This is a genomic window from Agathobaculum ammoniilyticum (assembly GCF_025567315.1).
Taxonomy (GTDB): domain Bacteria; phylum Bacillota; class Clostridia; order Oscillospirales; family Butyricicoccaceae; genus Agathobaculum; species Agathobaculum ammoniilyticum.
The window spans coordinates 16,789-40,979 of the sequence record NZ_JAOQJE010000014.1 but is presented as its reverse complement, the minus strand read 5'-3'; the positions used below and the strand labels follow the sequence as shown (position 1 = coordinate 40,979).

Below are 24,191 nucleotides of genomic sequence, written 5' to 3'. Positions count from 1 at the left end.
CAATGGCTAAGAATACACAGCCCGTTCTCAAGCGCTGCAAGACGCTTGGTCTCTCCCCCGCGGTACTTGGTTACTCCAAGTCCACCAAGCGCCAGCCCAAGCAGTCCCGCCGCAAGCAGTCCGAATACGGCATGCAGCTCAACGAGAAGCAGAAGGTAAAATTCATCTATGGCGTGCTCGAGAAGCAGTTCCATGCTTACTATGAGAAGGCCGAACGTAAGCAGGGCATCACCGGTGAGATCCTGCTTCAGGAGCTTGAGCGCCGCCTGGACAACGTCGTATTCCGCATGGGCTTTGCGAACACCCGCCGCGAGGCGCGCCAGCTCGTCAACCATGCGCACTTCACCGTAAATGGCAAGCGCGTCAATATCCCGTCCTATCAGGTCAAGCCGGGCGATGTTGTCGCGGTCTGCGAGAAATCCCGCAGCTCCGCCAAGTTCAAGACCCTGCTGGAGGAGAACGGCAAGAAGCAATGCCCCAAGTGGATCGACAAGGCCAAGGATTCCTTTGAGGGCAGGATCGCCTCGATGCCGGCGCGTGATGACATCGATTATGATGTATCCGAGCACCTCATCGTCGAGTTGTACTCGAAGTAACAGACCCTCGCTTTTGGAGCCTGCGCGGCGCCTGCGCCGCCTGCTCCGCTTAGAGTTTCCAACCAACGTGAAGGAGGGTACCAAATGATCGAAATCGAAAAGCCGCGTATTGACTGTGAACAGCTCGCTGAAGACGGCTCTTACGGCAAATTCGTCGTGGAACCGCTGGAGCGCGGATATGGCACCACGCTGGGCAACTCCCTGCGCCGCATTCTGCTTTCGTCGCTGCCGGGTACGGCCGCGTCGAGCATCAAGATCGCCGGCGTGCAGCATGAGTTCTCCACCATCCCGGGCGTTAAGGAAGACGTGACCGAGATCGTACTGAACATCAAGGGCATCATCGCCAAGCTGCACTGCGACGGCCCCAAGACGGTCTACATCGAGGCCGCCGGCGAGGGCGAGGTAAAGGCTGGCGACATCCACGCTGACGGCGAGGTCGAGATCCTCAATCCCGACCTGCACATCGCTACCCTGATGAGCGATGCGCGCCTGTCCATGGAGATCACGCTGACTTCGGGCCGCGGCTACGTTCCGGCCGAGAAGAATAAGCAGCACCAGACCTCCATCGGCGTCATTCCGGTGGATTCGATCTACACACCAGTTTACAAGGTCAACTATACGGTGGAGAACACCCGTGTGCGCGACCTGACCGACTATGATAAGCTTACGCTCGAGATCTGGACCGACGGCACCATCACCGCGCGCGACGCGGTTTCGCTTGGCGCAAAGGTGCTGCGAGACCATCTCGACCTGTTCGTCGACCTGTCCGACGAGATCGGCTCCAAATCCACGGTTGTTGAAAAGGCCGAAGCGCAGCACGATAAGGTGCTTGAGATGACCATTGAGGAGCTTGACTTCTCGGTGCGCTCGTTCAACTGCCTCAAGCGCGCGGGTATCAACACAGTGGAGGATCTGATCAACACCTCGGAAGAGGACATGATGAAGGTCCGCAACCTGGGCCGCAAATCGCTGGAAGAGGTCATCGGCAAGCTGGAGGCCATGGGCCTGTCGCTTGCCAAGTCCGACGAATAAGAAAGACCGATAATGCGGCGGCACGAAAAGCCGCGCCGCCGCCTTTACTTTATTTTGGAGGTAAACACGAATGGCTAACAATCGCAAGCTCGGCCGTCCTACCGATCACCGTATGGCCATGCTGCGCGCGATGGTGACCTATCTGCTGGAAAACGGCAGGGTCGAGACCACCGTTGCCCGCGCCAAGGAAGTCGGCCCGCTGACCGAAAAGATGATTACTCTCGGCAAGAAGAACACGCTCGCTTCCCGCCGTCAGGCGATGGCTTTCATCACCAAGGAAGCTGTTGTTGCAAAGCTGTTCTCTGAAATCGCGCCGGAGTATGCAAGCCGTAACGGCGGTTACACCCGCATCATCAAGACCGGCCCGCGCCGCGGCGACGCAGCGGAAATGGCGATCATCGAGCTGGTTAAGTAAGATAACGGCTCACTTGGAAGCAGGAAGATGACGCAAAAAGGTTATCCAGTAGCGTGCTTACTGGATAACCTTTTTCTTTTTGCTTTCGTGCGGAATGTATCGCCGAAATATCTTCAAACAGAAAAGAAAAACACAGAAACCCCTTGCAATGTGCGGGATTTCGTGCTATACTACTGTCGTTAAGTAAGAAGTAACCGTAAGGAGTGGCGAAAGCCACTCCTTACGCTTTGCTTGAGAGAAATCGGAAAAGGAGGGACGGCTTTGCAGGCAAAGCAGATCGTCGCCCGTGTGGAAGAGTTGGTAAAGCCCTTGTGCGAGCAGGCCGGCGTTTCCCTGTGGGACGTGGAATTTGAAAAGGAGGGCGGCCGGTATATGCTGACCGTGACCGTCGATCATCCGGAGGGCGTGCAGATCGACCAGTGCGAGCAGGTTTCGCGCGCGCTCGACCCCATGCTGGATGAAAAGGAATTCGACGATATGCCGTCCTATACGCTGTGCGTTTCCTCGGCGGGGTTGTCGAGACGACTCAAGCGGCCGGAGCATTTCGCGGCGTTTATCGGCCATCCGGTCGAACTCGGCTTTTATAAGCCTGTAAACGGCGCAAAGCAGACGGAAGGCACCCTCGTTGCCTATGATAACGGCTGCGTGACGCTGGAGAGCGGCGGGCAGCAGACTGTTTATGAACCCAAAGATATAGCCGCGGTGCGACTTGCGGTTGAAATTTAAGGAGATGAACCGGAAAAAATGGTGAACGCAGAATTTTTTGACGCGCTGGAGCAGCTCGAAAAGGAAAAGGGGATACCGGTCGATTACATGCTCGACCGCGTGGGCCAGGCTTTGATTACTGCTTACAAGCGCGACAACGACGGGATGACGGACAATGTGTTCGTTGAACCGGATCGGGATAAAAAGACCATCCGCATGTATGTGCGCAAAACGGTCGTCAAGGCGGAGGACCTCTATGAGCCGTATGAGGAGATCACACTCGAGGAGGCGGCCGAGTATAAGAACAATCCCATGGTGGGCGATATCATAGATATTGACATCCCGACCAAGTCGTTCGGCCGCATCGCGGCGCAGACCGCCAAGCAGGTCATTATCCAGGGCATCCGTGAAGCGGAGCGCGGCATGGTGATCTCGGAGTTTGAGAGCAAGGAGCATGAGATCCTGACCGGCGTGATCGCCCGTATCGACCCCCGCTCGGGCAACGCGTATCTGGACGTGGTTTCGGGCGGCGAAAAGAGCGAAGCAGTCCTAGCCGCTTCTGAGCAGGTGCGCGGGGAGCAGCTTGCCGAAGGGCAGCGCGTCAAGGTATACCTGATCGAAGTGCGCCGCGGCACGCGCGGTCCGCAGGTCGTGGTATCGCGCACGCACCCGGGCCTGGTCAAGCGCCTGTTTGAGCTTGAGGTGCCGGAAATCCATTCCGGCGTGGTTGAGGTCAAGTCGATCGCGCGTGAAGCGGGCAACCGCACCAAGATCGCGGTTACATCGCACGACGAGAACGTCGATCCGATCGGCGCATGCGTGGGTACGCGCGGCGCGCGCGTCGCCAACATCACCGGCGAGCTGAACGGTGAAAAAATCGATATCATCAAGTGGAGTGAGGATACGGCGCAGTTCGTTTCCGCAGCGCTCGCCCCCGCTGACGTGATCTCCGCGTCTGTGCAGGCGGACAACAAGTCCTGCCGCGTGATTGTACCGGACGACCAGCTTTCGCTCGCCATCGGCAAGGAGGGGCAGAACGCCCGCCTTGCCGCCAAGCTGACCGGCTGCAAAATTGACATCGCTCCGGAATCACAGGGCGAATAACAAAACGGGGGTGCGGCAGAATATGGTACAGAAAAAGGTTCCCATGCGGCAATGCCTCGGCTGCCGCGAAATGTTTCCCAAGCGCGAGCTGATCCGCGTGGTGCGTTCACCGGAGGGTGCGCTTTCGCTGGACTTCAGGGGGAAAGCGCCGGGGCGCGGCGCCTATCTGTGCAGCAGGCCGGAGTGCCTGAAAAAAGCGCGCAAGAGCCGCGCGATCGAACGTGCGCTTTCGGTCGAGGTGCCGGAGGACGTGTACAGCGCGCTGGAAAAGCAGATGGAGGAGGGCGCGCATGATGAATGATCCCGTCCTCCGGATGCTGGGGCTGGCGCGGCGCGCCGGCAAGCTGGCGTTCGGCGACGAGCTGGTGCGCGAGGCCTGCATGGAGAAAAAGGCCCGCTGCGTGATGGCTGCATCAGATGCCGGCGAGAGTACGGCGAAGAAGGCCGCGTTTTATGCCGAACGCGCAAACGTACCGTTTCTCGTCCTGCCGGTGGATAAGCAGACGCTGGGCGCTGCGATCGGCAAGGGCGGCTGCGCGGTATGCGCAGTGACCGATATCGGCCTGGCGTCCGCGGCGGTGCAGCGGCTCGCGGCGCAGGACAGCGGCTATGCGGACGTATCCGCGCAGCTTGCGGAAAAAAACGCGCGCATCCAGTCGCGCCGGGGCAAAAAGAAGCCCCGCGCCTCGCAGTCTCAGGCGGCGCAGCCGCCGCGCCGCGCAGGCAGCGCCCCGCGCAAAGCGAACAAAAGCCCACGCGCAAAGCGCGTATTCTAATAGGCAACCCCCGCAAAGCGGCGTTTGCCATCAAAATCGGGAGCCTGTATCACGATTTTGATATCAGAAAGCTGTTTTGTGTGCCGTGTGGCGGCGCGTAAAACAGCGCATAAGAGGTGTTCGCGCCATGCGCGGCACATCTTACTCGATTGAAAACGTGTTTTCAACCGAAATTTCTTTTAGGAGGAGTTGCCCATGGCAATAGAGAATAAATATCGGGTGCATGAGGTTGCAAAGGATTTTGGCGCCGCCACAAAGGAGATTACCGAGATCCTGACCCAATACTGCACCACCCCGAAAAACCATATGCAGGTGCTGAGCGATCAGGAGCTGTCCGTCATTTTCGAGTATATGACGCAGCACCATCAGGTAAACAACATGGAGGAGACCCTGAACGCGCAGATGGCGGCGCGGCAGACCGCCGCAGCCCCGTCCGGCGACCGGCCGAAAGCGGAGGAGAAGCTCGCCAGACAGCCGCAGGCAGCCCAGCAGCCGGTGTCTGCCAAGCCGGAGGCAGGAAAGAAAGAGGAAAGCAAGGCCGCGCCCGCTGCTTCGACCAAGGTCAAGCAGGTACACCGCATCGATACCCGCGGCGCGGGAGACGTCAACCTGGATAAATATGACGAGCGTATCGACAAGCTGGTGGATGCCAAGGCGGAGCGTATGGAGTCCCGCGGCCAGAAGAAGCAGAAGCTGACCAAAAAGGCTGACCAGCGCGCCAAGCCGTTCGGCAATAAGCGCCGGCAGGAGGAGCAGGAGAAGATGAAGCGCCTCCAGCGCCAGCAGCAGATGGCGGCTCTCAAGAAGATACCGGTCAAGGTTATGATACCGGATGAGATCTCGGTCGGCGAGCTGGCCAGCCGCATGAAGCGCACCGCGGCGGATGTAATCAAGGGTCTGATCAAGCTGGGCGTGATGGCATCTATTTCGGAGATTATCGACTTTGACACCGCGGCGATCGTGGCGGAGGAAATGGGCTGCAAGGTCGAAAAAGAGGTCCATATTACCATCGAGGAGCGACTGTTTGACGAGAGCGAGGACCGCGAGGAGGATCTCGTGCCGCGCGATCCGGTTGTGGTCGTGATGGGTCACGTTGACCACGGCAAGACCTCGCTGCTCGACGCCATCCGCAAGACCAAGGTGACTGAGGGCGAGGCCGGCGGCATCACCCAGCATATCGGCGCGTACCGTGTCGCGGTGGACGGCAAGCCGATCACCTTCCTGGACACCCCGGGCCACGCGGCGTTCACCTCCATGCGCGCCCGCGGCGCGCAGGTAACCGATATCGCCATTCTGGTCGTGGCGGCGGACGACGGCGTGATGCCGCAGACCATCGAGGCGATCAACCACGCCAAGGCGGCGAATGTGCCGATCATCGTGGCGGTCAACAAGATCGATAAGCAGGGCGCCAATCCGGACCGTGTACTCCAGCAGCTCACCGAATATGAGATCGTACCTGAGGAGTGGGGCGGCGATACGATCGTGTGCAATATTTCGGCCAAGTTCGGCCAGGGCATCGAGAACCTGCTCGAGATGGTGCTTCTGACCGCGGAGGTCGCGGATCTCAAGGCCAACCCCAACCGCAAAGCGCACGGCACGGTCATCGAAGCCAAGCTCGACAAGGGCCGCGGTCCGGTCGCAACGTTGCTTGTACAGAACGGCACGTTGCACACGGGCGATACGGTCATCGCGGGTAAGGCGGTCGGCCGTGTGCGCGCCATGACCAACGACGACGGGAAGCGGATTCAGGAGGCCGGCCCGTCCGTGCCGGTCGAGATCATCGGTCTGGCCGAGGTGCCGGGCGCGGGTGATATCTTCGATGCGGTGGACGACGAGAAGATGGCGCGTGAGTTGGTCGAGCAGCGTAAGGATAAGGAAAAGGAAGAACGCAACAAGCAGTTCCATAAGGTCACGCTCGACAACCTGTTCGCCTCCATCCAGGAGGGCGAGATGAAGGAGCTGAACATCATCGTCAAGGCTGACGTGCAGGGCTCGGTCGAGGCGATCCGCTCGTCGCTGGAGAAGCTGTCGAACGACGAGGTCCGCGTCAAGGTTATCCACGGCGCGGTCGGCGCGATCAACGAGTCCGACGTGATGCTGGCCGCGGCGTCCGGCGCGATCATCGTCGGCTTCAACGTGCGTCCGGATCGCACGGCAACCGATTCCGCCGCGCAGCAGGGCGTGGATATGCGCATGTACCGCGTTATTTACGACGCGATCGAGGAGATGGAGCAGGCCATGAAGGGCATGCTCGAACCCAAGTTCAAGGAAGTCGTGCTCGGCCATGCCGAGGTGCGCCAGGTGTTCAAGATTACGGGCGCGGGCGCTGTTGCGGGCTGCTATGTGCAGGATGGCAAGATCCAGCGCAACGCTGAGGTGCGTGTGGTGCGTGACGGCATCGTATTCCACGAGGGCCATCTGAACACCCTCAAGCGCTTCAAGGACGACGTCAAGGAAGTTGCTTCCGGGTATGAATGCGGCATGAGCATCGAAAACTATAACGACATCAAGGAAAATGACGTAATTGAATGCTTCGTCATGGAAGAGGTCAAACCGTAAGATAATTGAAAAGGGACGATGGAGAATGGAGCCGAAGCCGTAAGGGGCAGCTTCATTTTCCGCGCGCCATTTTTCCATTCATCCTCAGGCAAAGGAGGACGTTACACCATGTCTACACGAATCGACCGCATTTCGGAAGAGGTGCGCAAGGCGCTGGCCGAGGCGATTCGCTCGGTCAAGGACCCGCGGGTGCAGAACGGGCTGGTTTCGGTCGTACACTGTGAGGTCACAAACGACCTGCGCTATGCCAAGTGCTTTATTTCCGTGCTTGGCAGCGAGCAGCAGGCGAAAGAGGTCATGAAAGGCCTGAAATCCGCTGCGGGTTGGCTGCGGCGCGAGGTTGGGCATAAGGTACAGCTCCGTTACGCGCCCGAGCTGGTGTTTGAACTGGACAACTCGATCACGCATGGCGCGCATATCTCGGAATTGCTGCACGAGCTGAAAAGCGAGGGCAAGCTCGGGGAGGAGGACCGCGCATGACCGTGGACGTTGCGGGCGCCGCCGCGGCGCTGCAGGGCGCGGACAACATCCTGATCCTGACGCACCGCCGCCCGGACGGCGATACCGCCGGTTGCGCGGGGGCGCTGTGCCGCGGGCTGCGGCAGCTCGGCAAGACCGCGTATATTCTGGAGAATCCGGAGATCACCAAGCGGTATGCACCGCTGATTATACCTTGTTATCCGACGAGCGATTTTAACTTTGCGTATATTGTATCCGTCGATATCGCGGAGGAAAAGCTGTTTCCGGATACGGCGGAGCAGTATAAGGGAAAGGTCGATCTGGTGATCGACCATCACCGCTCGAATTCGGGCTTTGGCGCCAAAAACCTGATCCGTCCGGACGCGGGCGGCTGCGCCGAGGTGCTGTATGATGTGCTGGCCGCGCTGGGCGTGCGGTTCACCAGGGATATCGCGGAATGCATCTACATCGGCGTGTCCACGGATACAGGCTGCTTCAAGTTTTCCAACACGACCGCGCATACCCATGCGGTAGCGGCGGCTTGCCTGACTGCGGGGATCGATGGGGGTGAGATCAACCGTGTGCTGTTTGAGACCAAATCCATGCCGCGCTTCCAGATGGAGCGCATCGTGTTCGACACGATGGAGTTCTTTGAGGACGGCGCGGTCGCGGTTGCGCTGCTGTGGCGCACGGATATCGACCGCACGGGCGCGGATATGGACGACCTGGATTCGATTGCTTCGCTCACGCGGCAGATTGAGGGCGTGCAGATCGGCATTACACTGACTGAAAACCGAGACGGGACGGTCAAGGTGTCCGTCCGCACGACCAAGGAGATGGACGCCGCAGCGATCTGCAAAAAGTGCGGCGGCGGCGGCCACATCCGCGCGGCCGGCGCAAGCTTGGACTGTGGAATGGAGGAGGCGAAAGCCGCCATCCTGACCGCCGCGAGGGAGCAGTTCCATGCCAAACAGTGAGCTGAACGGCATCCTGCTGATGGATAAGCCGCAGGGCTTTACCTCGCACGACGTGGTGGCCAAGCTGCGCGGCATCCTGCACACGCGCAGGATCGGCCACGGCGGCACGCTCGACCCACTGGCGACCGGCGTGCTGCCGGTATTTGTCGGCGGTGCGACTAGGGCGGCGGATTTCGCGGCCGCGCAGGATAAGGAATATATCGCGGGCTTTACGCTCGGCTATAATACGGACACGCAGGATGTGACCGGCGGGACGCTGCAGGTCAGCGGCCGCTGCGCCGCACGGGATGCGGTCGAGCAGGCGGCAGGCCGCTTCCTTGGGTCGCAGAAGCAGGTGCCGCCCATGTATTCGGCGGTCAAGGTGAACGGGCAGAAGCTGTATGACCTGGCCCGCAGGGGGAAGGCGGTCGAGCGTCCGGCGCGCGACATCACCGTCCACGCGATCGATCTGCTGGAGTTTGACGAGCACGCCCAGAAGGGCATGCTGCGGCTGACGGTCAGCAAGGGTACTTATGTGCGCACGCTCATCAACGACCTGGGCGAAGCGCTTGGTACGCTGGCGGTCATGCACAGCCTGACGCGCACCCGATCGGGCGCCTATACGCTGCGGGAGTGCCGCGGCTTCAGCCAGGTCGAGCGCGCGGCGGCGAATGGTGCGGCGCAAACGCTTTTGCTACCGACCGACAGCCTGTTCCCCCTGCATCCGGCTGTGCGGCTGACGGGCGAGGGCGCGGAACGCATCGCGCGCGGCGCGGTGGTATTCCCGCGCATGGCGCAGGGGATGCCCGAAACAGCGGGCGCGCTGTGCCGCGTGTACCACGGGGCGCGTTTTTTGATGCTCGGCCAGGTAAGGACACTCGATAAAGGCGGGCTGGGCCTGTTTGTCTATAAAAATTTTGGATGAAAAAACGCGGGCCGGCAGCGGCCGCTTTTTCAGGGAGGGTTTCCCATGCAAGAATTTCAAAAGCCGCGCGCGATCGCGCTGGGTTATTTCGACGGGGTGCATCTGGGGCATCGGGCGTTGATGGAGCGCGCGGTGGAGCGCGCCAGACAGATCGGCGGCGTGAGCGCGGTATGCACGTTCGACGTCCATCCGGATTCGGTTGTGCTGGGGCGCCAGGTGCCGCTGATCACGGCGGACGCTTACCGGCGGGAGGAGATCAAAAAGCTCGGCGGCGTGGACGAGGTAATCTTCATTCATTTTGACGAGAAGATGCAGCATATGGACTGGCGCGACTTTATCCATAAGGTGCTGATCGAGCAGTTCCACGCGGCTTGGATCATTTCCGGCCGGAACAACCGCTTTGGTTATAAGGGGCGGGGCAACGCCGCCGGTATGGCGGAGGAATGTGAAAAGGCCGGCATCGGCTACGACTGCGTCGACGATGTCAAGATGGACGGGATCGTGGTGTCCTCCACCTATATCCGTCAGCTCATTTCCCAGGGCGATATGGAAACGGCCGCGCGTTTCCTTGGCCATCCGTATACAGTGACCGGCGTGGTCGAGCATGGTCGCAAGGTGGGGACGAGCGTGTTGGGCGTGCCGACCGTTAACCTGCGTCTGCCGGGCGAGATGGCGCTGCCGCCGTACGGCGTTTATGCGACGCGCGTGCTGGTGGGCGGGGAAAGCCACATCGCGGCGACCAATATCGGCGTCAAGCCCACGTTCCTGGATAGCGGTACGCCGACCATCGAGCCGCACCTGCTGGATTTCGCGGGCGACCTGTACGGCCGGATGATCCATGTCGAGCTGCATAAGTTCCTGCGGCCGGAAAAGCAGTTTGCGTCGGCGGAAGAGCTGCGCGCGGCGATCGAGGAGAATGTGCGGCAGACGCGCGCCTACTTCGCGGAATAAGCGGGCGCCAGGAGACGGAAGCATGGCATAAAATTGCCCGCCGCGCGGCGGGTGGAAAAGACGGGATGGATTTGCCATCCCGTCTTTTTTTGAAATCTGTTATAATGGTAGAGAACAATTCCCTGCCTGGGGACGTGTTGTTTACAGAAAGGAGGAGAGGACGCCATGCAAACAAAGCTGCGCTCCGACGCATTCCTGTGCGAGGCGATGGAAGCCTGCGGCGACGCCGTTTACCGGCTGGCGCTGTGCCGCATGGGAAGCCGCGCGGATGCGGAGGACGTTTATCAGGAGGTGTTTCTCCGGCTGCTGCGCGACACGACTGATTTTCGGGATGAGGAGCATTTGAAGGCCTGGCTGATTCGGGTCACGCTCAACCGGTGCAGCGACCTGCGGCGTTCGGCGTGGTTCCGCCGCACCGCGCCGCTCGAAGCCGCGCCGGACGCGGCTGCGCCGGAGGATACCGACCAGGCCGACCTGTGGCATGCGGTCGCGCGGCTGCCGGATGAACTGCGGACCGTGATACACCTGCACTATGTAGAGGGCTACAGGACGGAAGAAATCGCGCCGCTGGTCGGATGCAGGCCGGCAACCGTGCGCACGCGGCTCCATCGGGCGCGTAAACAACTCAAACTGGATCTGGAGGGAATGGACGATGAAGAAGAACAACCGGAACGAATGGGAGCAGATGAAAAGCATAAAAGCGCCGGAGGCGCTGAAGCAGCGTACCCTGGCGGCCGCGCGTGAGGAGCGCCGCGGGGAGGGGCAGGCCGCGCCGCAGCACCTGGCGCCGGCGCCGCGCCGCAGCTTCGGCATGGTAAAACGCATTTTGGCAGCGGCGTGTGCGTTCGGCGTGGTTCTGGGCGGCTCGGCCCTGTGGCGAATACAGGGCGGGCAGAGCGCGGACGAGGCGGTCGCCGGAGTGGTGGCCAACTCGTTCGGCATCGTGGCTTATGCCGCGGACACGGGCGAGACTATCGCGCCGAAAGACAGCAAGATTGCGTTTGATTTCGCTGGCGGAGGTGCGGACAGCCCGACCAAGGGTTTTTTCAGCGGTTGCCTGTTCCGGGTGACGGGCGACAATATCGAAACGGTCAGCGCGTCGGTTGACAAGGGCGGTCTGTACCGGACCGAGCGGCTGGAAATCAACGAGGCCGACGTACAGGCGATCATGATGGGCACCTATGCGCCCACAGCGGATGCGGACGATATCATGGTGCAGTCAGAACCGGAAAAAAAACGGTGGTGGGTGGACGCCAGCTACCGCGTGGAGAACGGCTTTGTCGCGGACTATGACGCGAACGTGAGCTACGGCTTCTGGGGCGAGCCTCAGCCGGTCGATATGGCGGACGATACCGACCTGCGCGACGCGTGGCACGCCCGTATAGACGAGTTCGACGGCGCGACCCTGACGGTCACCGTCACCTTTGCCGACGGCACGAGCGATACCCAGACGCTCACGCTGCACACCGGCAAGCTGGGCGTATGGTATCCGGACGATGAGAGTGGCCCGCAGCCCACCGGCGAGGTACTCACCGACGAGCAGGCCAAAGAGCAGGGCTATCTCTACGGCGTATACGCGGAAATGGAATAACGTGGCGGTTTATCCCCCGATCTTTCGGATCGGGGGATAATTTTTGCAGAAAAACAGGTAAACTGCTTGAAAAAAAACGGTGCATCCCATACAATAAAAAAGTAGTTTGTTTTTATGAGGGAGTGCCATGCTGCATATTGTTCTGGTTGAGCCGGAGATCCCGCAGAACACGGGCAACATCGCCCGCACCTGCGCGGCGACGGGCTGCGTGCTGCACCTGGTCGAGCCGCTCGGCTTTGCGATTGACGATAAGCGGATGAAGCGTGCGGGCCTGGATTACTGGCATCTGCTCGACGTCCGTATGTATAAAAACCTGGATGAGTTCTTTGCCCGAAACCCGGGCGGGCGTTATTTTTACGCCACGACCAAAGCGCCGCACGCCTATCACGAGGCGGCGTATCGGGACGGGGATTACCTGCTGTTCGGCAAGGAGACAAAGGGGCTGCCGGAAAGCCTGCTCGTCGCGCATCCGGAGCGGTGCGTGCGCATTCCCATGCGCGAGGGCGCGCGAAGCCTAAACCTGTCCAACTCGGTCGCCGTGATCGTGTTCGAGGCGCTGCGGCAGACCGGCTTTGAAAACCTGAGGCTGGCGGGGCCTTTCCCGCAGGAGTGAGGGAGCGTTTATGGAAAAGATACACATTCTGACCGATTCTTCCGCGGATATCCCGCAGGCGCAGGTGGATGCCTATGGGATAGAGGTCGTCCCGATCACGCTGACGCATGAGGGGCGCGCGTTCCGCGAGTATTACGACATCACCGCCGAGGAGTACTGGAAGCTGCTGCAAACCAGCCGTGAGGTTCCGGCAACCTCGATGGTCACGCCCGCGCAGTTCCTGGATTCCTACCGGCGCGCGTTTGAACGCGGCTGCACTCATGTGCTGGGCGTTCTGATCAACGGGAAAGGGTCGGGTACCTGTCAGGCCGCCTGTCTCGCCCGTTCGATGTTTGAGGAGGAATATGGAAGTGGCATGCGGATCGAGATCATCGACTCCGCGACCTACACCTATATTTACGGGCATATCGTCGTGCTGGCCGCCCGCCTGCGCGACCAGGGAGACAGCTTTGAGGCGATCGCGGGCGTGGTGCGCAGCCGGCTCAAGCGGGTGGAGGCTTATCTGGGCGTGTATAGCCTGGCGCACCTCAAGCGGTCGGGCCGCATTTCGGGCGGCGCGGCGTTTGTCGGGGAAGCGCTCGGGCTCAAGCCGATCAGCCATGTGTACGGCGGCGCGGTTACGGTATGCGACAAGGTGCGCGGGGAAAAGGCGCTGGTGTCGGGCCTGATTAAAAAGGTGTCCGGCCGTGTGCAGCAGCCGGAAAAGCAGACCGCGCTCCTGCTGTACGGTGATGTACCCGCGGAGCGCATCGACGAGCTGGAAAAGCGTCTGCTGACGGAAATCGGCTTCAAACAGGTCTGCCGCAGCCCGATCGGCCCCTCGGTTATCACGAATACCGGCCCGCAGGCCCTGGCGGTCGCGTTTTACGGACAGGCCCGAAACTGAACCGGATTGGGCATATTGTTTAATATTTCACAATATTTTGAGGAAAAACGCAAAAATCCTCTAAAAGATTGCCAAAATGTAAGGTTTTTCGTAAATTTGCTTGCGGGATACCGGAAAAACGAGTATAATTTGGTCTTGGAAGCGGAATTCTTTTAGAGAACGCCGCGATTTTGATCCGTGTCGCAATATTTATATCTTAAGGAGAGGTATATTTTATGCAGTACAACAAAAAGAGTGTCGAAGACATCGACGTAAATGGCAAAAAGGTCATCGTTCGCTGCGATTTCAACGTCCCGCAGGACGAAAACGGCAATATCACCGATGACAAGCGTATCCGTGCGTCCCTGGAGACGATCAAGTACCTGCTGGACCACAACGCGGCTGTTATCCTTTGCTCGCACCTCGGCCGTCCGAAGGGCGAGGTCAATATGAAGTATTCGCTGGCGCCGGTCGCGGCGCGCCTGAGCGAACTGCTCAGCATTGACGTCAAGCTGGCGAAGGACGTTGTCGGCGAGGACGCCAATCGGCTTGCCGCGGCGGTCAAGCCCGGAGAAGCCATCCTGCTGGAGAACGTCCGCTTTGAAAAGGGCGAAACCAAGAATGATCCGGAGCTTGCCAAGGCGTTTGCCGATATGGCCGAGATCTACGTCAACGACGCGTTCGGCACCTCGCACCGCGCCCATGCCTCCACCGCCGGCATCGCGGATTACCTGCCGGCCGTGTGCGGCTTCCTGATCAACAAGGAAATCTCCATCATGGGCAAAGCGCTTTCCGATCCGGCCCGTCCGTTCGTCGCCATCCTGGGCGGCGCGAAAGTTTCCGACAAGATCAACGTTATCAACAACCTGATCGATAAGTGCGATACCGTCATTATCGGCGGCGGCATGGCCTATACATTCTCCAAGGCGCAGGGCGGCAAGATCGGCACCTCGCTGTGCGAGGAGGATAAGCTCGATCTCGCGCTCGGCCTGATCAAGAAGGCGGAGGATAAGGGTGTCAAGCTCCTGCTGCCGATCGACACCGTTTGCGGCGATCACTTTGGCGCGGACGCGGAGCCGGTTGTTTACGAGGCAGGCCAACTGCCGGACAACATGATGGGCATGGACATCGGCCCCAAGACCGTTGAGCTGTTCTCGGACGCGGTGAAGAACGCTGGCACGGTTGTTTGGAACGGCCCGATGGGCGTATTCGAGTTCGACACCTTTGCGGCCGGCACCAAGGCGGTTGCGGCGGCGATCGCTGCGTCCGGCGCGGTTTCCATCATCGGCGGCGGCGACTCCGCGGCGGCGGTTGAAAAGCTTGGCTTTGCGGACAAGATGACCCACATCTCCACCGGCGGCGGCGCTTCGCTGGAGTTCCTGGAGGGGCTGGAGCTGCCGGGCATCGCCTGCCTGCTGGATAAGTAAGCTCCCTCAGCCGAAAGGGGTAATGTGAAAACCCACGCGCCTGCCGCGGGTTTTTGCGGAGGGCGCCGCGGGCCGGCGCTTTCCTGTGGAAAATGCGCGCTGCGCATGGGATGTGTGCGGTGCGGAAATGTGCTTATACCGGGGCGTTCGCGCGATGCCCCGTATAAATACATAACCGATCAGGACGGATCCGCCGTCCGAAATTTGAAAGGGGTAAAACCAACATGAATCGCAGATACCGTAAGACCATCATTGCCGGCAACTGGAAAATGAACAAGACGCCGGCGGAAGCCAAGGCGCTTATCGAGGAGATGAAGCCGCTGCTTTCCAAGACCAAGTGGTGTGAGATGGTTCTTTGCGTGCCGTTTACCGATATTCAGGTCGCAGTAAAGGCTGCCAAGGGCTCCAAGATCGCCATTGGCGCGGAGAATATGCATTTTGAGAAGTCCGGCGCGTTCACCGGCGAGATTTCTGCCGATATGCTCAAGGAGCTGGGCGTGAAGTATGTGATCATCGGGCACTCCGAGCGCCGCCAGTACTTCAACGAGACCGACGAAGCCTGCAACAAGAAAGTCCTCGTCGCGCTGGAGAACGGCCTGCGCCCGATCCTGTGCGTCGGCGAGTCGCTCACTGAGCGCGAGCAGGACGTGACCATGGAGGTTATCCGTAAGCAGATCAAGATCGCCCTGCAGGGCGTTGCTGTTGAGGATATCAAAAAGGTTGTCATCGCTTACGAGCCGATCTGGGCGATCGGCACCGGTAAGACCGCTACCGCCGAGCAGGCGGGCGAGGTCTGCGGCGCGATCCGCGACTGCCTGCGCGAGAAGTACGGCGCGCGGGCGGCCCGCGGCATCACCATCCAGTACGGCGGCTCGATGAACGCCAAGAACGCGGCCGAGCTGCTGGCCCAGCCCGACGTTGACGGCGGCCTGATCGGCGGCGCCTCCCTGAAGAGCGCTGATTTCGCGACCATCGTGGAAGCAGCCAATCAATAAGATAAGGAATACGGCGTGGGAAGCGGCTGCTTCCCCCCCGCCGTTACCGCGGAGGGGGGCATCGATATCGATCGTTGTCCCCTTTCATCCCACTTCTGCCAAAGGAGCTTTAGCTATGAAAAAAGAAGTTTCCTCCGCCAAGGAGGCTGCGGAAACGGCGCCTGTCGTGGAAAAGGCCGCAGCGAAAAAGCCGGCGGCGAGAAAGACGGCCGCTAAGCCAACCGCAGCCGCTGCGGAGAAGAAGACCCCGGCAAAAAAACCGGCGGCTAAGAAGCCCGCGGCCCGCAAAACGGCAGCAAAGAAAGCCTCCGGCCCGAAAAAGCCGACCGCGCTGATTATCATGGATGGTTTTGGCCACCGCGACGAAAAGAGCGGTAACGCGATCGAGGCTGCGAACACCCCCAACTTGGACAAGATCTTTGCAGAAAACCCGATGACGTATATCGGCGCCTCCGGCTTGGACGTCGGCCTGCCGGACGGGCAGATGGGCAACTCCGAGGTCGGCCACACCAACATCGGCGCGGGCCGTATCGTTTATCAGGAGCTGACCCGCATCACCAAGGCCATCCAGGACGGCGACTTTTTCACCAACGAAGCGCTCATGAGCGCAATCAACCAGTGCAAGTGGTTTAATTCCACCCTGCATATTTTCGGCCTGCTGTCCGATGGCGGCGTACACTCGCATATTGACCATATGTTCGCGCTGCTCGAGCTGGCGCGCCGCAACGGTCTGCGCAAGGTGTGCTTCCATTGCTTCATGGACGGCCGCGACACGCCCCCGCAGTCCGGTATCGAATATATCGACCGTCTGCAGGCGAAGATCGACGCGGTTGAGGTCGGCTGTATTGCTACGATTTCCGGCCGCTATTATGCGATGGATCGCGACAACCGCTGGGAGCGTGTCGAGAAAGCCTATAGCGCCATTGCCGAGGGCGTCGGAGAGCATGCAGCCTCCGCGCACGAAGCCATGCAGGCTTCCTATGATGCGGGCGTGACCGACGAGTTCGTGGTTCCGGTCATCGTAACCGAGGGCGCGACCGTCCGAGACGACGACGCGATTATCTTTGCCAACTTCCGTCCCGATCGCGCGCGTGAGATCACCCGTGCGTTTGTGGATCATGAGTTCCAGGGCTTCCCGCGCCACCGCCGCAACATTCACTACGTCTGCATGACGCAGTATGACGCGACGATCGTAGGCGTTGAGGTGGCGTTCAAGCCGCAGAGCCTCAAGAATACCTTCGGCGAATATATCTCCGACTTGGGCCTGACCCAGTTGCGCATCGCCGAAACCGAGAAGTATGCGCATGTCACGTTCTTCTTCAACGGCGGCGTGGAAAAGGAATATGCGGGCGAGGACCGCGCGCTTATCCCGTCCCCCAAGGTTGCGACCTATGACCTCCAGCCGGAAATGAGCGAGCCTGCCGTAACCGAGGAGTGCGTAAAGCGCATCCTGTCCGGCAAGTATGATATGATCGTCCTGAACTTTGCCAACTGCGACATGGTCGGCCATACCGGCGTGTTCGAGGCTGCGGTCAAGGCGGTCGAGGCGACGGACGACGGCGTGGGCAAGGTTGTCGCCGCGATCCAGCAGATGGGCGGCCAGTGCCTGATCACGGCCGACCACGGCAACGTGGATCAGATGCTCGACGCGGACGGTACGACCCCGTTCACCGCGCATTCCACCAATCCGGTGCCGCTCGTGATGATCGGCCATGCGGGCAAGCTGATGGAGGGCGGCGTGCTGGCTGACCTTGCGCCCACCCTGCTCGAAATGATGGGGCTCAAGCAGCCGGAAGAAATGACCGGCCACAGCCTGATCGCCAAATAAATCTGCGTATCCCCAAAATTGATATAAAAAGGAGAATGAATTATGAAAGGCTACATTGAAATCGTTGATGTGCTTGGCCGTGAGGTAATGGACTCCCGCGGCAATCCGACCGTTGAGGTCGAGGTTTATGTTGAGGGCGACACCGGTGCCTATATGGGCCGCGCGGCCGTTCCGTCCGGCGCTTCCACCGGCATCTTCGAGGCTTGCGAGCTGCGCGACGGCGACAAGTCCCGCTATAACGGCAAGGGCGTCCTCAAGGCGGTTGACGCTGTCAACGGCGAGATCGCGGAAACCATCATCGGCATGAATGCGCTCGACCAGCAGGCCATCGACAAGGCCATGATCGAGGCGGACGGCACCCCGAACAAGACCAAGTTCGGCGCCAACGCGATTCTGGGCGTTTCCATGGCGGTTGCCAAGGCGGCGGCCGAGGCGCTTTCCCTGCCGCTGTACAACTACATCGGCGGCTGCAACGCCAAGACCCTGCCGATGCCCATGATGAACATTCTTAACGGCGGCGCGCATGCGACCAACAACGTTGAGATCCAGGAATTCATGATTATGCCGGTTTCCGCTCCCTCTTTCCGCGAGGCGCTGCGCCGCTGCGCTGAGGTGTTCCATCAGCTCAAGAGCACCCTCAAGGAGAACGGCACTCCGGCTGCGGGCGTAGGCGACGAGGGCGGCTATGCGCCCAACCTGAAGAAGGACGAGGACGCGCTCAAGGTGATCGTCAAGGCGATCGAAGAGGCTGGCTACAAGCCGGGCGAGGACTTCATGATCGCGATCGACGCGGCTTCCTCCGAGTGGTGGAACGACGAGGAGAAGTGCTATATCCAGCCGAAGTCCGGTAAGAAGATGACCCAGCAGCAGCTCGTTAAGATGTGGAAGAACTTCGCGGAGAAATACCCGATCATCTCCCTTGAGGACGGTATGGCCGAAGAGGACTGGGAAGGCTGGGAGATGCTGACCAAGGCGCTGGGCGATAAGATCCAACTTGTCGGCGACGACCTGTTTGTAACCAATACCACCCGTCTCAAGAAGGGCATCGACATGGGCGTTGCCAACTCCATCCTCATCAAGGTCAACCAGATCGGCTCCCTGACCGAAACCCTGGACGCCATCCAGATGGCGAACCGCGCGGGCTACACCGCCGTTGTTTCCCACCGTTCGGGCGAGACCGAGGACGCGACCATCGCGGACATCGCTGTGGCGCTCAACGCGGGTCAGATCAAGACCGGCGCGCCGAGCCGCACCGACCGTGTTGCCAAGTACAACCAGCTGCTCCGTATCGAAGAGGAGCTGGGCGAGGATGTCGCGCAGTACCTGGGCAAGGATGCTTTCTTCAACTTGAAGAACAAGTAAGAATGGCTTAATAGCAGGCCGTCCGCAACAAGCGGACGGCCTGCTTATTTTTATATGGAACGGTTTCTTCTCCCTATAAGAAGAAAGACACTATAATTTTCCAGTAAATTACAGAAAATACGGAAAATTGGCAACATATAAGAAATTTTTCAAGTATTTGTAAACCAAAACGGTTGACGAGCGTGGAGGAATGTGTTATCATATTCACAGTAAAAATTTGATAATCTAATCAATTGGCAGCGGCAGCAGGACTGTCGGTTTGTCCAATCCATAAATTCGCGCACTTCTTCATTCCTAAAAAGCCGCGCCCTTGGCAAAGGGTGCGGCTTTTTTACTGGATATCAATACCAATAGCCTGCTTTCCATTTCTGGAGGGCGAGGCTCGCGTTTTGGTAGCTTACGTCGGAGGTCGGCGTCCCCGCGGGTACACCCAGGATCGCCGCGTCGCGCTGCAGCACATAGCCGTTGGTTTTCCAGCGGCTGAGCGCCTGCTCAAAGGCCTGCGTCTGTGCGCTGTCCGCCGCGTCGTCCACGCTGAGCTGGTAATTGCGCCAGTTCAGCGTGGGGGTGCCGTTTAAAAAGCCGGTCAGACCGGCAACCGACAGGCTGTAATCCCGATCCGCGTTGAACTGCGCGAGCTGCGCCTGTGCCTGGGAGAGCGCGGCGCTTTCCGCAGCGGCATAGTAGTCGATTTCGAGCGCGGCTTCCTGCCCGGCGGCGCTGTCCTGCGCGGCCGCGCGCGCCTTGAGACGCGCCTGCCCCAGCGCGTTGAGATCGCTGCGGTACTGGTTGTCGATCGAAATACGGCTGGTTTCGGCCGCACCCGAAGTAGCGGCGGAGCCCCGCGCGCCCATGTTTAAGCCGAGCGCGGCCAGCTTTTCTTCGTTGGAGAGTACGGATTGCCGCGCGTTGATATCGGTCTGCGCCATGCCGGCCGTATAGTCGCTCTCGATCGAAGCCAGATTTCGTTCAAGCTGCTGCGCGATGCGCTCGCGCGCGGCTTCAAAGCGTTTCAGTCGGGCCTGTTCGGCGGCTTCATAAAGCCGGTTGAGCGCGCTGGCGCCGGCAGAGGCGCCGCCCCCGCCTCCGCTGCTGCCGGACGAAACCGAATAGGGGCGGTAGTTCCCGTTCCAGGTCGATACCGCTTCGTTGGATGCGACCTTGCCCGCCAGCCCTTCCGTATCAATCTTGTTCTGGCGTTCGGCGAGCAGCTCCTGACGTTTGCCCGCGTCCTGTGTATTTGCGATAGCCTCCGAGTAGTCAAAATCCTCTTTGTAGTTTTTCGCCATATGTTTCCCTCCTTTCTCAGATCACGGTCTGCCCCTGCGTCCAGCGGATCGTGAGCGCGAGCAGGCCGAACGGCTCGTCCGGCCGGTCGTTGCCGATGCGCACCGCGAACAGCGGCATGCGGTGCTGCCGGCGGCGGGTGCGGTAGCTGACCGCGCCAGGGATGCAGCGGAACGAGAACCGCGAAAAATCCAGCGTTTTGAACGAAAACAGGTCCATGTTGCGCGAAAGCGCGAGCAGCGCGCCATTCTCGTTTTCATACTGTACGGTCGCGCCCGACCGTGAGTAGGGCATGAGCGTCGGGATGACATCGCGCACGGTTTTGACCCGCCCCCAGTCCGCGAGCGGCAAGGTGGGCGTGCGCCAGTATGCGTCGATCGCCGCGTCATCGTCACAGTAGGCGCCATCCTCGTCGGCGCGGGCGAAGCGGCACAGCCGGCCGTCCGCGGTGCCAAACCAAAGCCGACCGTCCAGCACGGCAAGGCATTGGGCGGGGACCTCGGTCCAGTAAAACCATGCGGGGTCGCCGTTCTCCTCGGTCAGCGTACTGTCTGCGATATACATATGCCCATTCACGGCAAGGTAATATTTTCCTTCGAACACGGCCGCGCAGGCGTTCTCCAATCCGGCTTCCGTCTCCAGCTTGGGTACGATCGCGTCCGATACCGAGCGGATGGTCCGCTGCTCCGCGACCGCAGTGCCGAACGCGCCCTGCACCCCGCGTGCGGACAGGAACAGCGGCAGATCGCCCAGCGTGGCGAAGCTGCGCGGCGCGGTCGCGCCCGCGCCCTGCGCCCCCTGCTTGAGCGGATAAAGCGCCGTCCCGTCGTCCGCCATCAAGTAGGAGCGCAGATAGCTGGTCGCCTCCTGCGCGCCGCCGGACTTGATGACGAGCTGGCTCTCATACTGCTTGAGATAGCCTACAATCGCGGACGCGTCCGTCCCCATGCGGGTGTAGCCGGTATCGGGGAAATAGGTGGGATCATACAGCCCGCTCTGCCAATCACAGTCCGGCTCGTCCGGATTGCCGGCAACGAACGCGCGCGTATCGTTTTTACCGCCGTACAGTCCGGCAAACCGGCACTGGTTGATTTTATCCGCATAGCCGGTCACGGTTTTGGAGAACGTGATGGATACGTTGGCCAGCCCGTTGGCGTTTGCGGGCGCGCTGGCCAATGTGATCAGGCCGGTCGTGCGGTTGACCGAGGACACGGTCACGGATGCGCCGTTTACCGCTGCGGTTACCTCGGTGTCGTCCAGATTTTTTGCGTCCACCTGGAACTGGGTCGCCGAGCCGTTGCCAATGAAGGTGTTGATGCGTTTGGGGGTGAGCAAGTTAACTGCCTCATAGCTGGTGCCGCCGCCGGTCGGCTGCGCGGAGATCGTGGTGGTCGGAACATAGGCGACGTCTTGTACCTTGACAGCCTCCCACGCGGTTCCGGCGCTGTTTTTGCGCACCGCGCGGTAGGTCTGTCCATCAAGTAAGTATAATACGCCGTTCATCACGAACGATTGCGAGAACGCCTCGTTCATGTCCGTGCACAGCTCGGCCTGCGTACCCGTGGCGGGACGGGCGTACAGCTTGGTACCCGCATGCACGGCCAGGCCGGATCCGTCGGGCAGGGGGAACAGGCCGAAAAGAGGCGCGTTGTAGTTTTGCTGGGTTTTCCAGCCAGTGCGCTTGACCAGGAAATCGTTCTGGTCGCAGATCAGGTTCTGCAGGTCGGGCGAGCGGGACAGGGATACCTTGGTGGGGTGCGTGCGAAAGTCCGCGCCGCCGAAACGGCTGACCACGGTTTCGCGCTCGGTCTCGGGATAAGGAAACTGGTAAGCGCGCATCAGACCATCTCCTGTATGCCGGTGAACTGCGCCGGACAGTGGCGCAGCAGGCGGTCAGCGTATTCCGCGGCCGCCCAGTTGAATTTGGCCTTGTCGTCGTCGGCCACGAGCAGAGCCGCCAGCCCATAGGGGAAGCACTCGCGCGCGAGCCAGTCGCCTGTGGGGATATCCTCGTCCAACGCGTCCATGCGCGGCGGCGCGGCGTGCGGCTGCTCGGCGCAGAATACCCGCTCCGCGTTGATCTCGCGCAGGCTGTTGACGAGCAACTGGTTGAGCGCGCCTAGCGCGAACGGTTCGTAATACGCGCCGCTGTCCGGCGTTTCGGAAAGCAAGTTCAGCGCCGCACGGAAGCATTCGGTTCCGGTCATGAGATTCCTCCTTTTGCAATATATGGCTCCCAGCCTGGCACAAAGGCGGATGCCCCGATCTGAAGATTATTTACATGCTGTTTAAACTTGCCACTGGCCCCGATGCTATAATATAAAATAATATGAAGATAGATGGGGGTAAAGGTAATATGGCATATCTTTTGATCTCCATGCTGACCGTACTGCTTTTGGCGCTATACCTGCGGCAGCAGACTTTGCAGCAGCAGGTCTACAGGCTGAAAGAGCGACTGGACAGCTTGGCGGATGTTACCGGACATGTAGAATACAAATCGGATTATATCAGTGAAAAATTACAAAATGAACTGAAACGACTCAAGAAAAGCGGTCAGCCGGTGCAGGCGGTCAAACACCTGCGGGAGCAGACAGGGATGAATTTGGTGCAGGCAAAGCAGTTTGTTGATAAGCTTTGATAGAATATCCGCACTTGTGCCAGGCTGAGAGCCTGTCTCATGCCGCCCTATGGGCGGCCTTTTTCTTTAGCCCGTCGCCACAGGGGATGGATACTTGCCGGTTTCGACCGCGTAGGCGCGGATCTGGCAGCCCTCGTCCGCGGTCAGTGCGGTATCGGCAATATAATCCTTGGCCGAATCCGAGTAGCGCGGGTCGGAGCCGTCCAGCGTGTAGCGGATGGCCGCGCCGCTGCCTGCGGTGATCTTGCCCGAGGCGACCACCGGCGCGTCGGATACCGTATCCGCCGCCACCAGCGCGTATACGCCGCCGCATTTCGCCCCCAGCACATAGGCGTCATAGTAATGGCGGCCTTCGATCAGCGCGCCGGATACGCCTACCGGATCCTCGTGAACCTTGGCGTCCGCGATCTTATAGGGCATAAGCACCGCGTCCTTGTGCGCGACGAGGAAATACACATCCTCGGGCAGATAGCTCTTGGGTACGCGCACCACATGCATGCCGAACACCTCGCCGCAGACGCCCTTGGCAATGGACTGCCGCGCAAGTACGTCCACGCCTGCGAACTCGTCCGAGGTGCAGACCAGCTTGTACATCTCGCTTGTCAGGTAGAGATAGCGGTTGTCGTCCGGCACCAGCGCGTCGTCGAGCGCCTGCGACGCGTCCGCGATCTTGCTGATGATGTCGGCCTTGGTCGGCTTGGCCGCGCTTTCCGCGATCGTGCCAGCCATGGTCACAAAGCGGCGGAAGGCGTATTTGTCCGCGGCGGGCGTGGACTTTTCGTTCAGCTGCAGACGCAGCATGTCGGCCGCATTTTTGACCAGATTCTGGTCGAGGTTGTTGCCCTTGTCAATGGTGAGCGTGAATGCCTTGTCCTGCGTCATGGTCAGTTCCTGCACCACGTCCTGCATCTCGGCCACGTCGCCGTAGCGGGCAAGGCCGCCGTCGCGGTCGTAGTCCACCTCCTCGACCGTGATCGGCGTGTACACCTTGAGCGTCTTGACACCGGTCAGGTCAAAGGTTTCCGCGGTCTTGCCCTTGATGAAGGACGCGCGGGTGAATACCTCGGCGATCTGGTCGGAATATTTGCTTGCAAGATTGATAGCCAT

General features: G+C 60.2%; 25 protein-coding genes. 21 read left to right on the top strand and 4 right to left on the bottom strand.

The window, feature by feature from the left end; translation table 11 throughout:
• Positions 1-2: 2 nt before the first annotated feature.
• From rpsD to eno, 20 genes are all read left to right on the top strand, one after another.
• On the top strand, positions 3-596 hold the full coding sequence (rpsD, locus tag OCV66_RS12965) for a 30S ribosomal protein S4 (protein ID WP_054326948.1): 594 nt from the start codon (positions 3-5) through the stop codon (positions 594-596).
• Positions 597-680: 84 nt separating this feature from the next.
• Positions 681-1,628, top strand: coding sequence for a DNA-directed RNA polymerase subunit alpha (locus tag OCV66_RS12960; protein ID WP_107631617.1), 948 nt, complete (start codon positions 681-683; stop codon positions 1,626-1,628).
• A gap of 70 nt (positions 1,629-1,698) precedes the next feature.
• A complete protein-coding gene (gene rplQ / locus OCV66_RS12955; protein ID WP_054326946.1) occupies positions 1,699-2,043 on the top strand; it encodes a 50S ribosomal protein L17 in 345 nt (114 codons plus the stop codon).
• A 261-nt stretch (positions 2,044-2,304) separates the two neighbouring features.
• Positions 2,305-2,769 (top strand): ribosome maturation factor RimP, encoded by a 465-nt coding sequence (locus OCV66_RS12950; RefSeq protein WP_054326945.1) that lies wholly within the window; start codon positions 2,305-2,307, stop codon positions 2,767-2,769.
• An 18-nt stretch (positions 2,770-2,787) separates the two neighbouring features.
• Positions 2,788-3,852 carry a transcription termination factor NusA gene (gene nusA / locus OCV66_RS12945; protein WP_107631618.1) on the top strand — a complete coding sequence of 355 codons (1,065 nt, stop codon included), beginning with the start codon at positions 2,788-2,790 and terminating at the stop codon, positions 3,850-3,852.
• Positions 3,853-3,874: 22 nt separating this feature from the next.
• Entirely contained in the window at positions 3,875-4,153 is a 279-nt protein-coding gene (gene rnpM / locus OCV66_RS12940) for an RNase P modulator RnpM (RefSeq protein WP_054326944.1), read from the top strand.
• Positions 4,143-4,628 (top strand): L7Ae/L30e/S12e/Gadd45 family ribosomal protein, encoded by a 486-nt coding sequence (locus OCV66_RS12935; protein ID WP_107631619.1) that lies wholly within the window; start codon positions 4,143-4,145, stop codon positions 4,626-4,628. The genes rnpM and OCV66_RS12935 overlap by 11 nt, the downstream gene beginning before the upstream one ends.
• A 195-nt stretch (positions 4,629-4,823) precedes the next feature.
• On the top strand, positions 4,824-7,187 hold the full coding sequence (gene infB, locus OCV66_RS12930) for a translation initiation factor IF-2 (RefSeq protein ID WP_082396991.1): 2,364 nt from the start codon (positions 4,824-4,826) through the stop codon (positions 7,185-7,187).
• A gap of 108 nt (positions 7,188-7,295) precedes the next feature.
• Positions 7,296-7,667: a 30S ribosome-binding factor RbfA gene (rbfA, locus tag OCV66_RS12925; protein ID WP_054326942.1), complete on the top strand. Its 372-nt coding sequence runs from the start codon at positions 7,296-7,298 to the stop codon at positions 7,665-7,667.
• On the top strand, positions 7,664-8,623 hold the full coding sequence (locus OCV66_RS12920) for a DHH family phosphoesterase (RefSeq protein ID WP_147574496.1): 960 nt from the start codon (positions 7,664-7,666) through the stop codon (positions 8,621-8,623). Before rbfA ends, OCV66_RS12920 begins: the two co-directional genes overlap by 4 nt.
• Complete coding sequence (gene truB / locus OCV66_RS12915) at positions 8,610-9,527, top strand: tRNA pseudouridine(55) synthase TruB (RefSeq protein ID WP_147574495.1); 918 nt, start codon at positions 8,610-8,612, stop codon at positions 9,525-9,527. The genes OCV66_RS12920 and truB overlap by 14 nt, the downstream gene beginning before the upstream one ends.
• A gap of 45 nt (positions 9,528-9,572) precedes the next feature.
• Entirely contained in the window at positions 9,573-10,478 is a 906-nt protein-coding gene (gene ribF / locus OCV66_RS12910; RefSeq protein WP_054326938.1) for a riboflavin biosynthesis protein RibF, read from the top strand.
• Between the two features lie 165 nt (positions 10,479-10,643).
• Positions 10,644-11,222 (top strand): RNA polymerase sigma factor, encoded by a 579-nt coding sequence (locus OCV66_RS12905; protein WP_054326937.1) that lies wholly within the window; start codon positions 10,644-10,646, stop codon positions 11,220-11,222.
• On the top strand, positions 11,131-12,069 hold the full coding sequence (locus OCV66_RS12900) for an anti-sigma factor (protein WP_147574494.1): 939 nt from the start codon (positions 11,131-11,133) through the stop codon (positions 12,067-12,069). Before OCV66_RS12905 ends, OCV66_RS12900 begins: the two co-directional genes overlap by 92 nt.
• 127 nt (positions 12,070-12,196) lie before the next feature.
• Entirely contained in the window at positions 12,197-12,682 is a 486-nt protein-coding gene (gene trmL, locus OCV66_RS12895) for a tRNA (uridine(34)/cytosine(34)/5-carboxymethylaminomethyluridine(34)-2'-O)-methyltransferase TrmL (RefSeq protein WP_054326934.1), read from the top strand.
• A 10-nt stretch (positions 12,683-12,692) separates the two neighbouring features.
• A complete protein-coding gene (locus OCV66_RS12890; RefSeq protein ID WP_054326933.1) occupies positions 12,693-13,568 on the top strand; it encodes a DegV family protein in 876 nt (291 codons plus the stop codon).
• Positions 13,569-13,783: 215 nt separating this feature from the next.
• Positions 13,784-14,974: a phosphoglycerate kinase gene (locus OCV66_RS12885; RefSeq protein WP_147574493.1), complete on the top strand. Its 1,191-nt coding sequence runs from the start codon at positions 13,784-13,786 to the stop codon at positions 14,972-14,974.
• A gap of 224 nt (positions 14,975-15,198) precedes the next feature.
• Positions 15,199-15,969, top strand: a complete 771-nt coding sequence (tpiA, locus tag OCV66_RS12880; RefSeq protein ID WP_054326931.1) for a triose-phosphate isomerase — start codon at positions 15,199-15,201, stop codon at positions 15,967-15,969.
• Between the two features lie 115 nt (positions 15,970-16,084).
• Complete coding sequence (gene gpmI / locus OCV66_RS12875; protein WP_147574492.1) at positions 16,085-17,797, top strand: 2,3-bisphosphoglycerate-independent phosphoglycerate mutase; 1,713 nt, start codon at positions 16,085-16,087, stop codon at positions 17,795-17,797.
• A 42-nt stretch (positions 17,798-17,839) separates the two neighbouring features.
• Positions 17,840-19,159 carry a phosphopyruvate hydratase gene (gene eno, locus OCV66_RS12870; RefSeq protein ID WP_054326928.1) on the top strand — a complete coding sequence of 440 codons (1,320 nt, stop codon included), beginning with the start codon at positions 17,840-17,842 and terminating at the stop codon, positions 19,157-19,159.
• A gap of 341 nt (positions 19,160-19,500) precedes the next feature.
• On the opposite strand, the gene OCV66_RS12865 is transcribed toward eno, so the two are convergent.
• The 3 genes from OCV66_RS12865 to OCV66_RS12855 are packed head-to-tail and all read right to left on the bottom strand — an operon-like array spanning position 19,501 to position 22,653.
• A complete protein-coding gene (locus OCV66_RS12865) occupies positions 19,501-20,448 on the bottom strand; it encodes a hypothetical protein (protein ID WP_054326927.1) in 948 nt (315 codons plus the stop codon).
• Between the two features lie 16 nt (positions 20,449-20,464).
• Positions 20,465-22,285 (bottom strand): hypothetical protein, encoded by a 1,821-nt coding sequence (locus OCV66_RS12860; RefSeq protein WP_054326926.1) that lies wholly within the window; start codon positions 22,283-22,285, stop codon positions 20,465-20,467.
• Entirely contained in the window at positions 22,285-22,653 is a 369-nt protein-coding gene (locus tag OCV66_RS12855; RefSeq protein WP_107631626.1) for a hypothetical protein, read from the bottom strand. Before OCV66_RS12855 ends, OCV66_RS12860 begins: the two co-directional genes overlap by 1 nt.
• Positions 22,654-22,802: 149 nt before the next feature.
• Between OCV66_RS12855 and OCV66_RS12850 the strand changes: the two genes are divergently transcribed.
• Positions 22,803-23,084, top strand: a complete 282-nt coding sequence (locus OCV66_RS12850; RefSeq protein WP_054326924.1) for a hypothetical protein — start codon at positions 22,803-22,805, stop codon at positions 23,082-23,084.
• Positions 23,085-23,150: 66 nt separating this feature from the next.
• Here the strand turns inward: OCV66_RS12850 and OCV66_RS12845 are convergent, their stop codons facing one another.
• Positions 23,151-24,191, bottom strand: a complete 1,041-nt coding sequence (locus OCV66_RS12845; RefSeq protein ID WP_147574491.1) for an FN3 associated domain-containing protein — start codon at positions 24,189-24,191, stop codon at positions 23,151-23,153.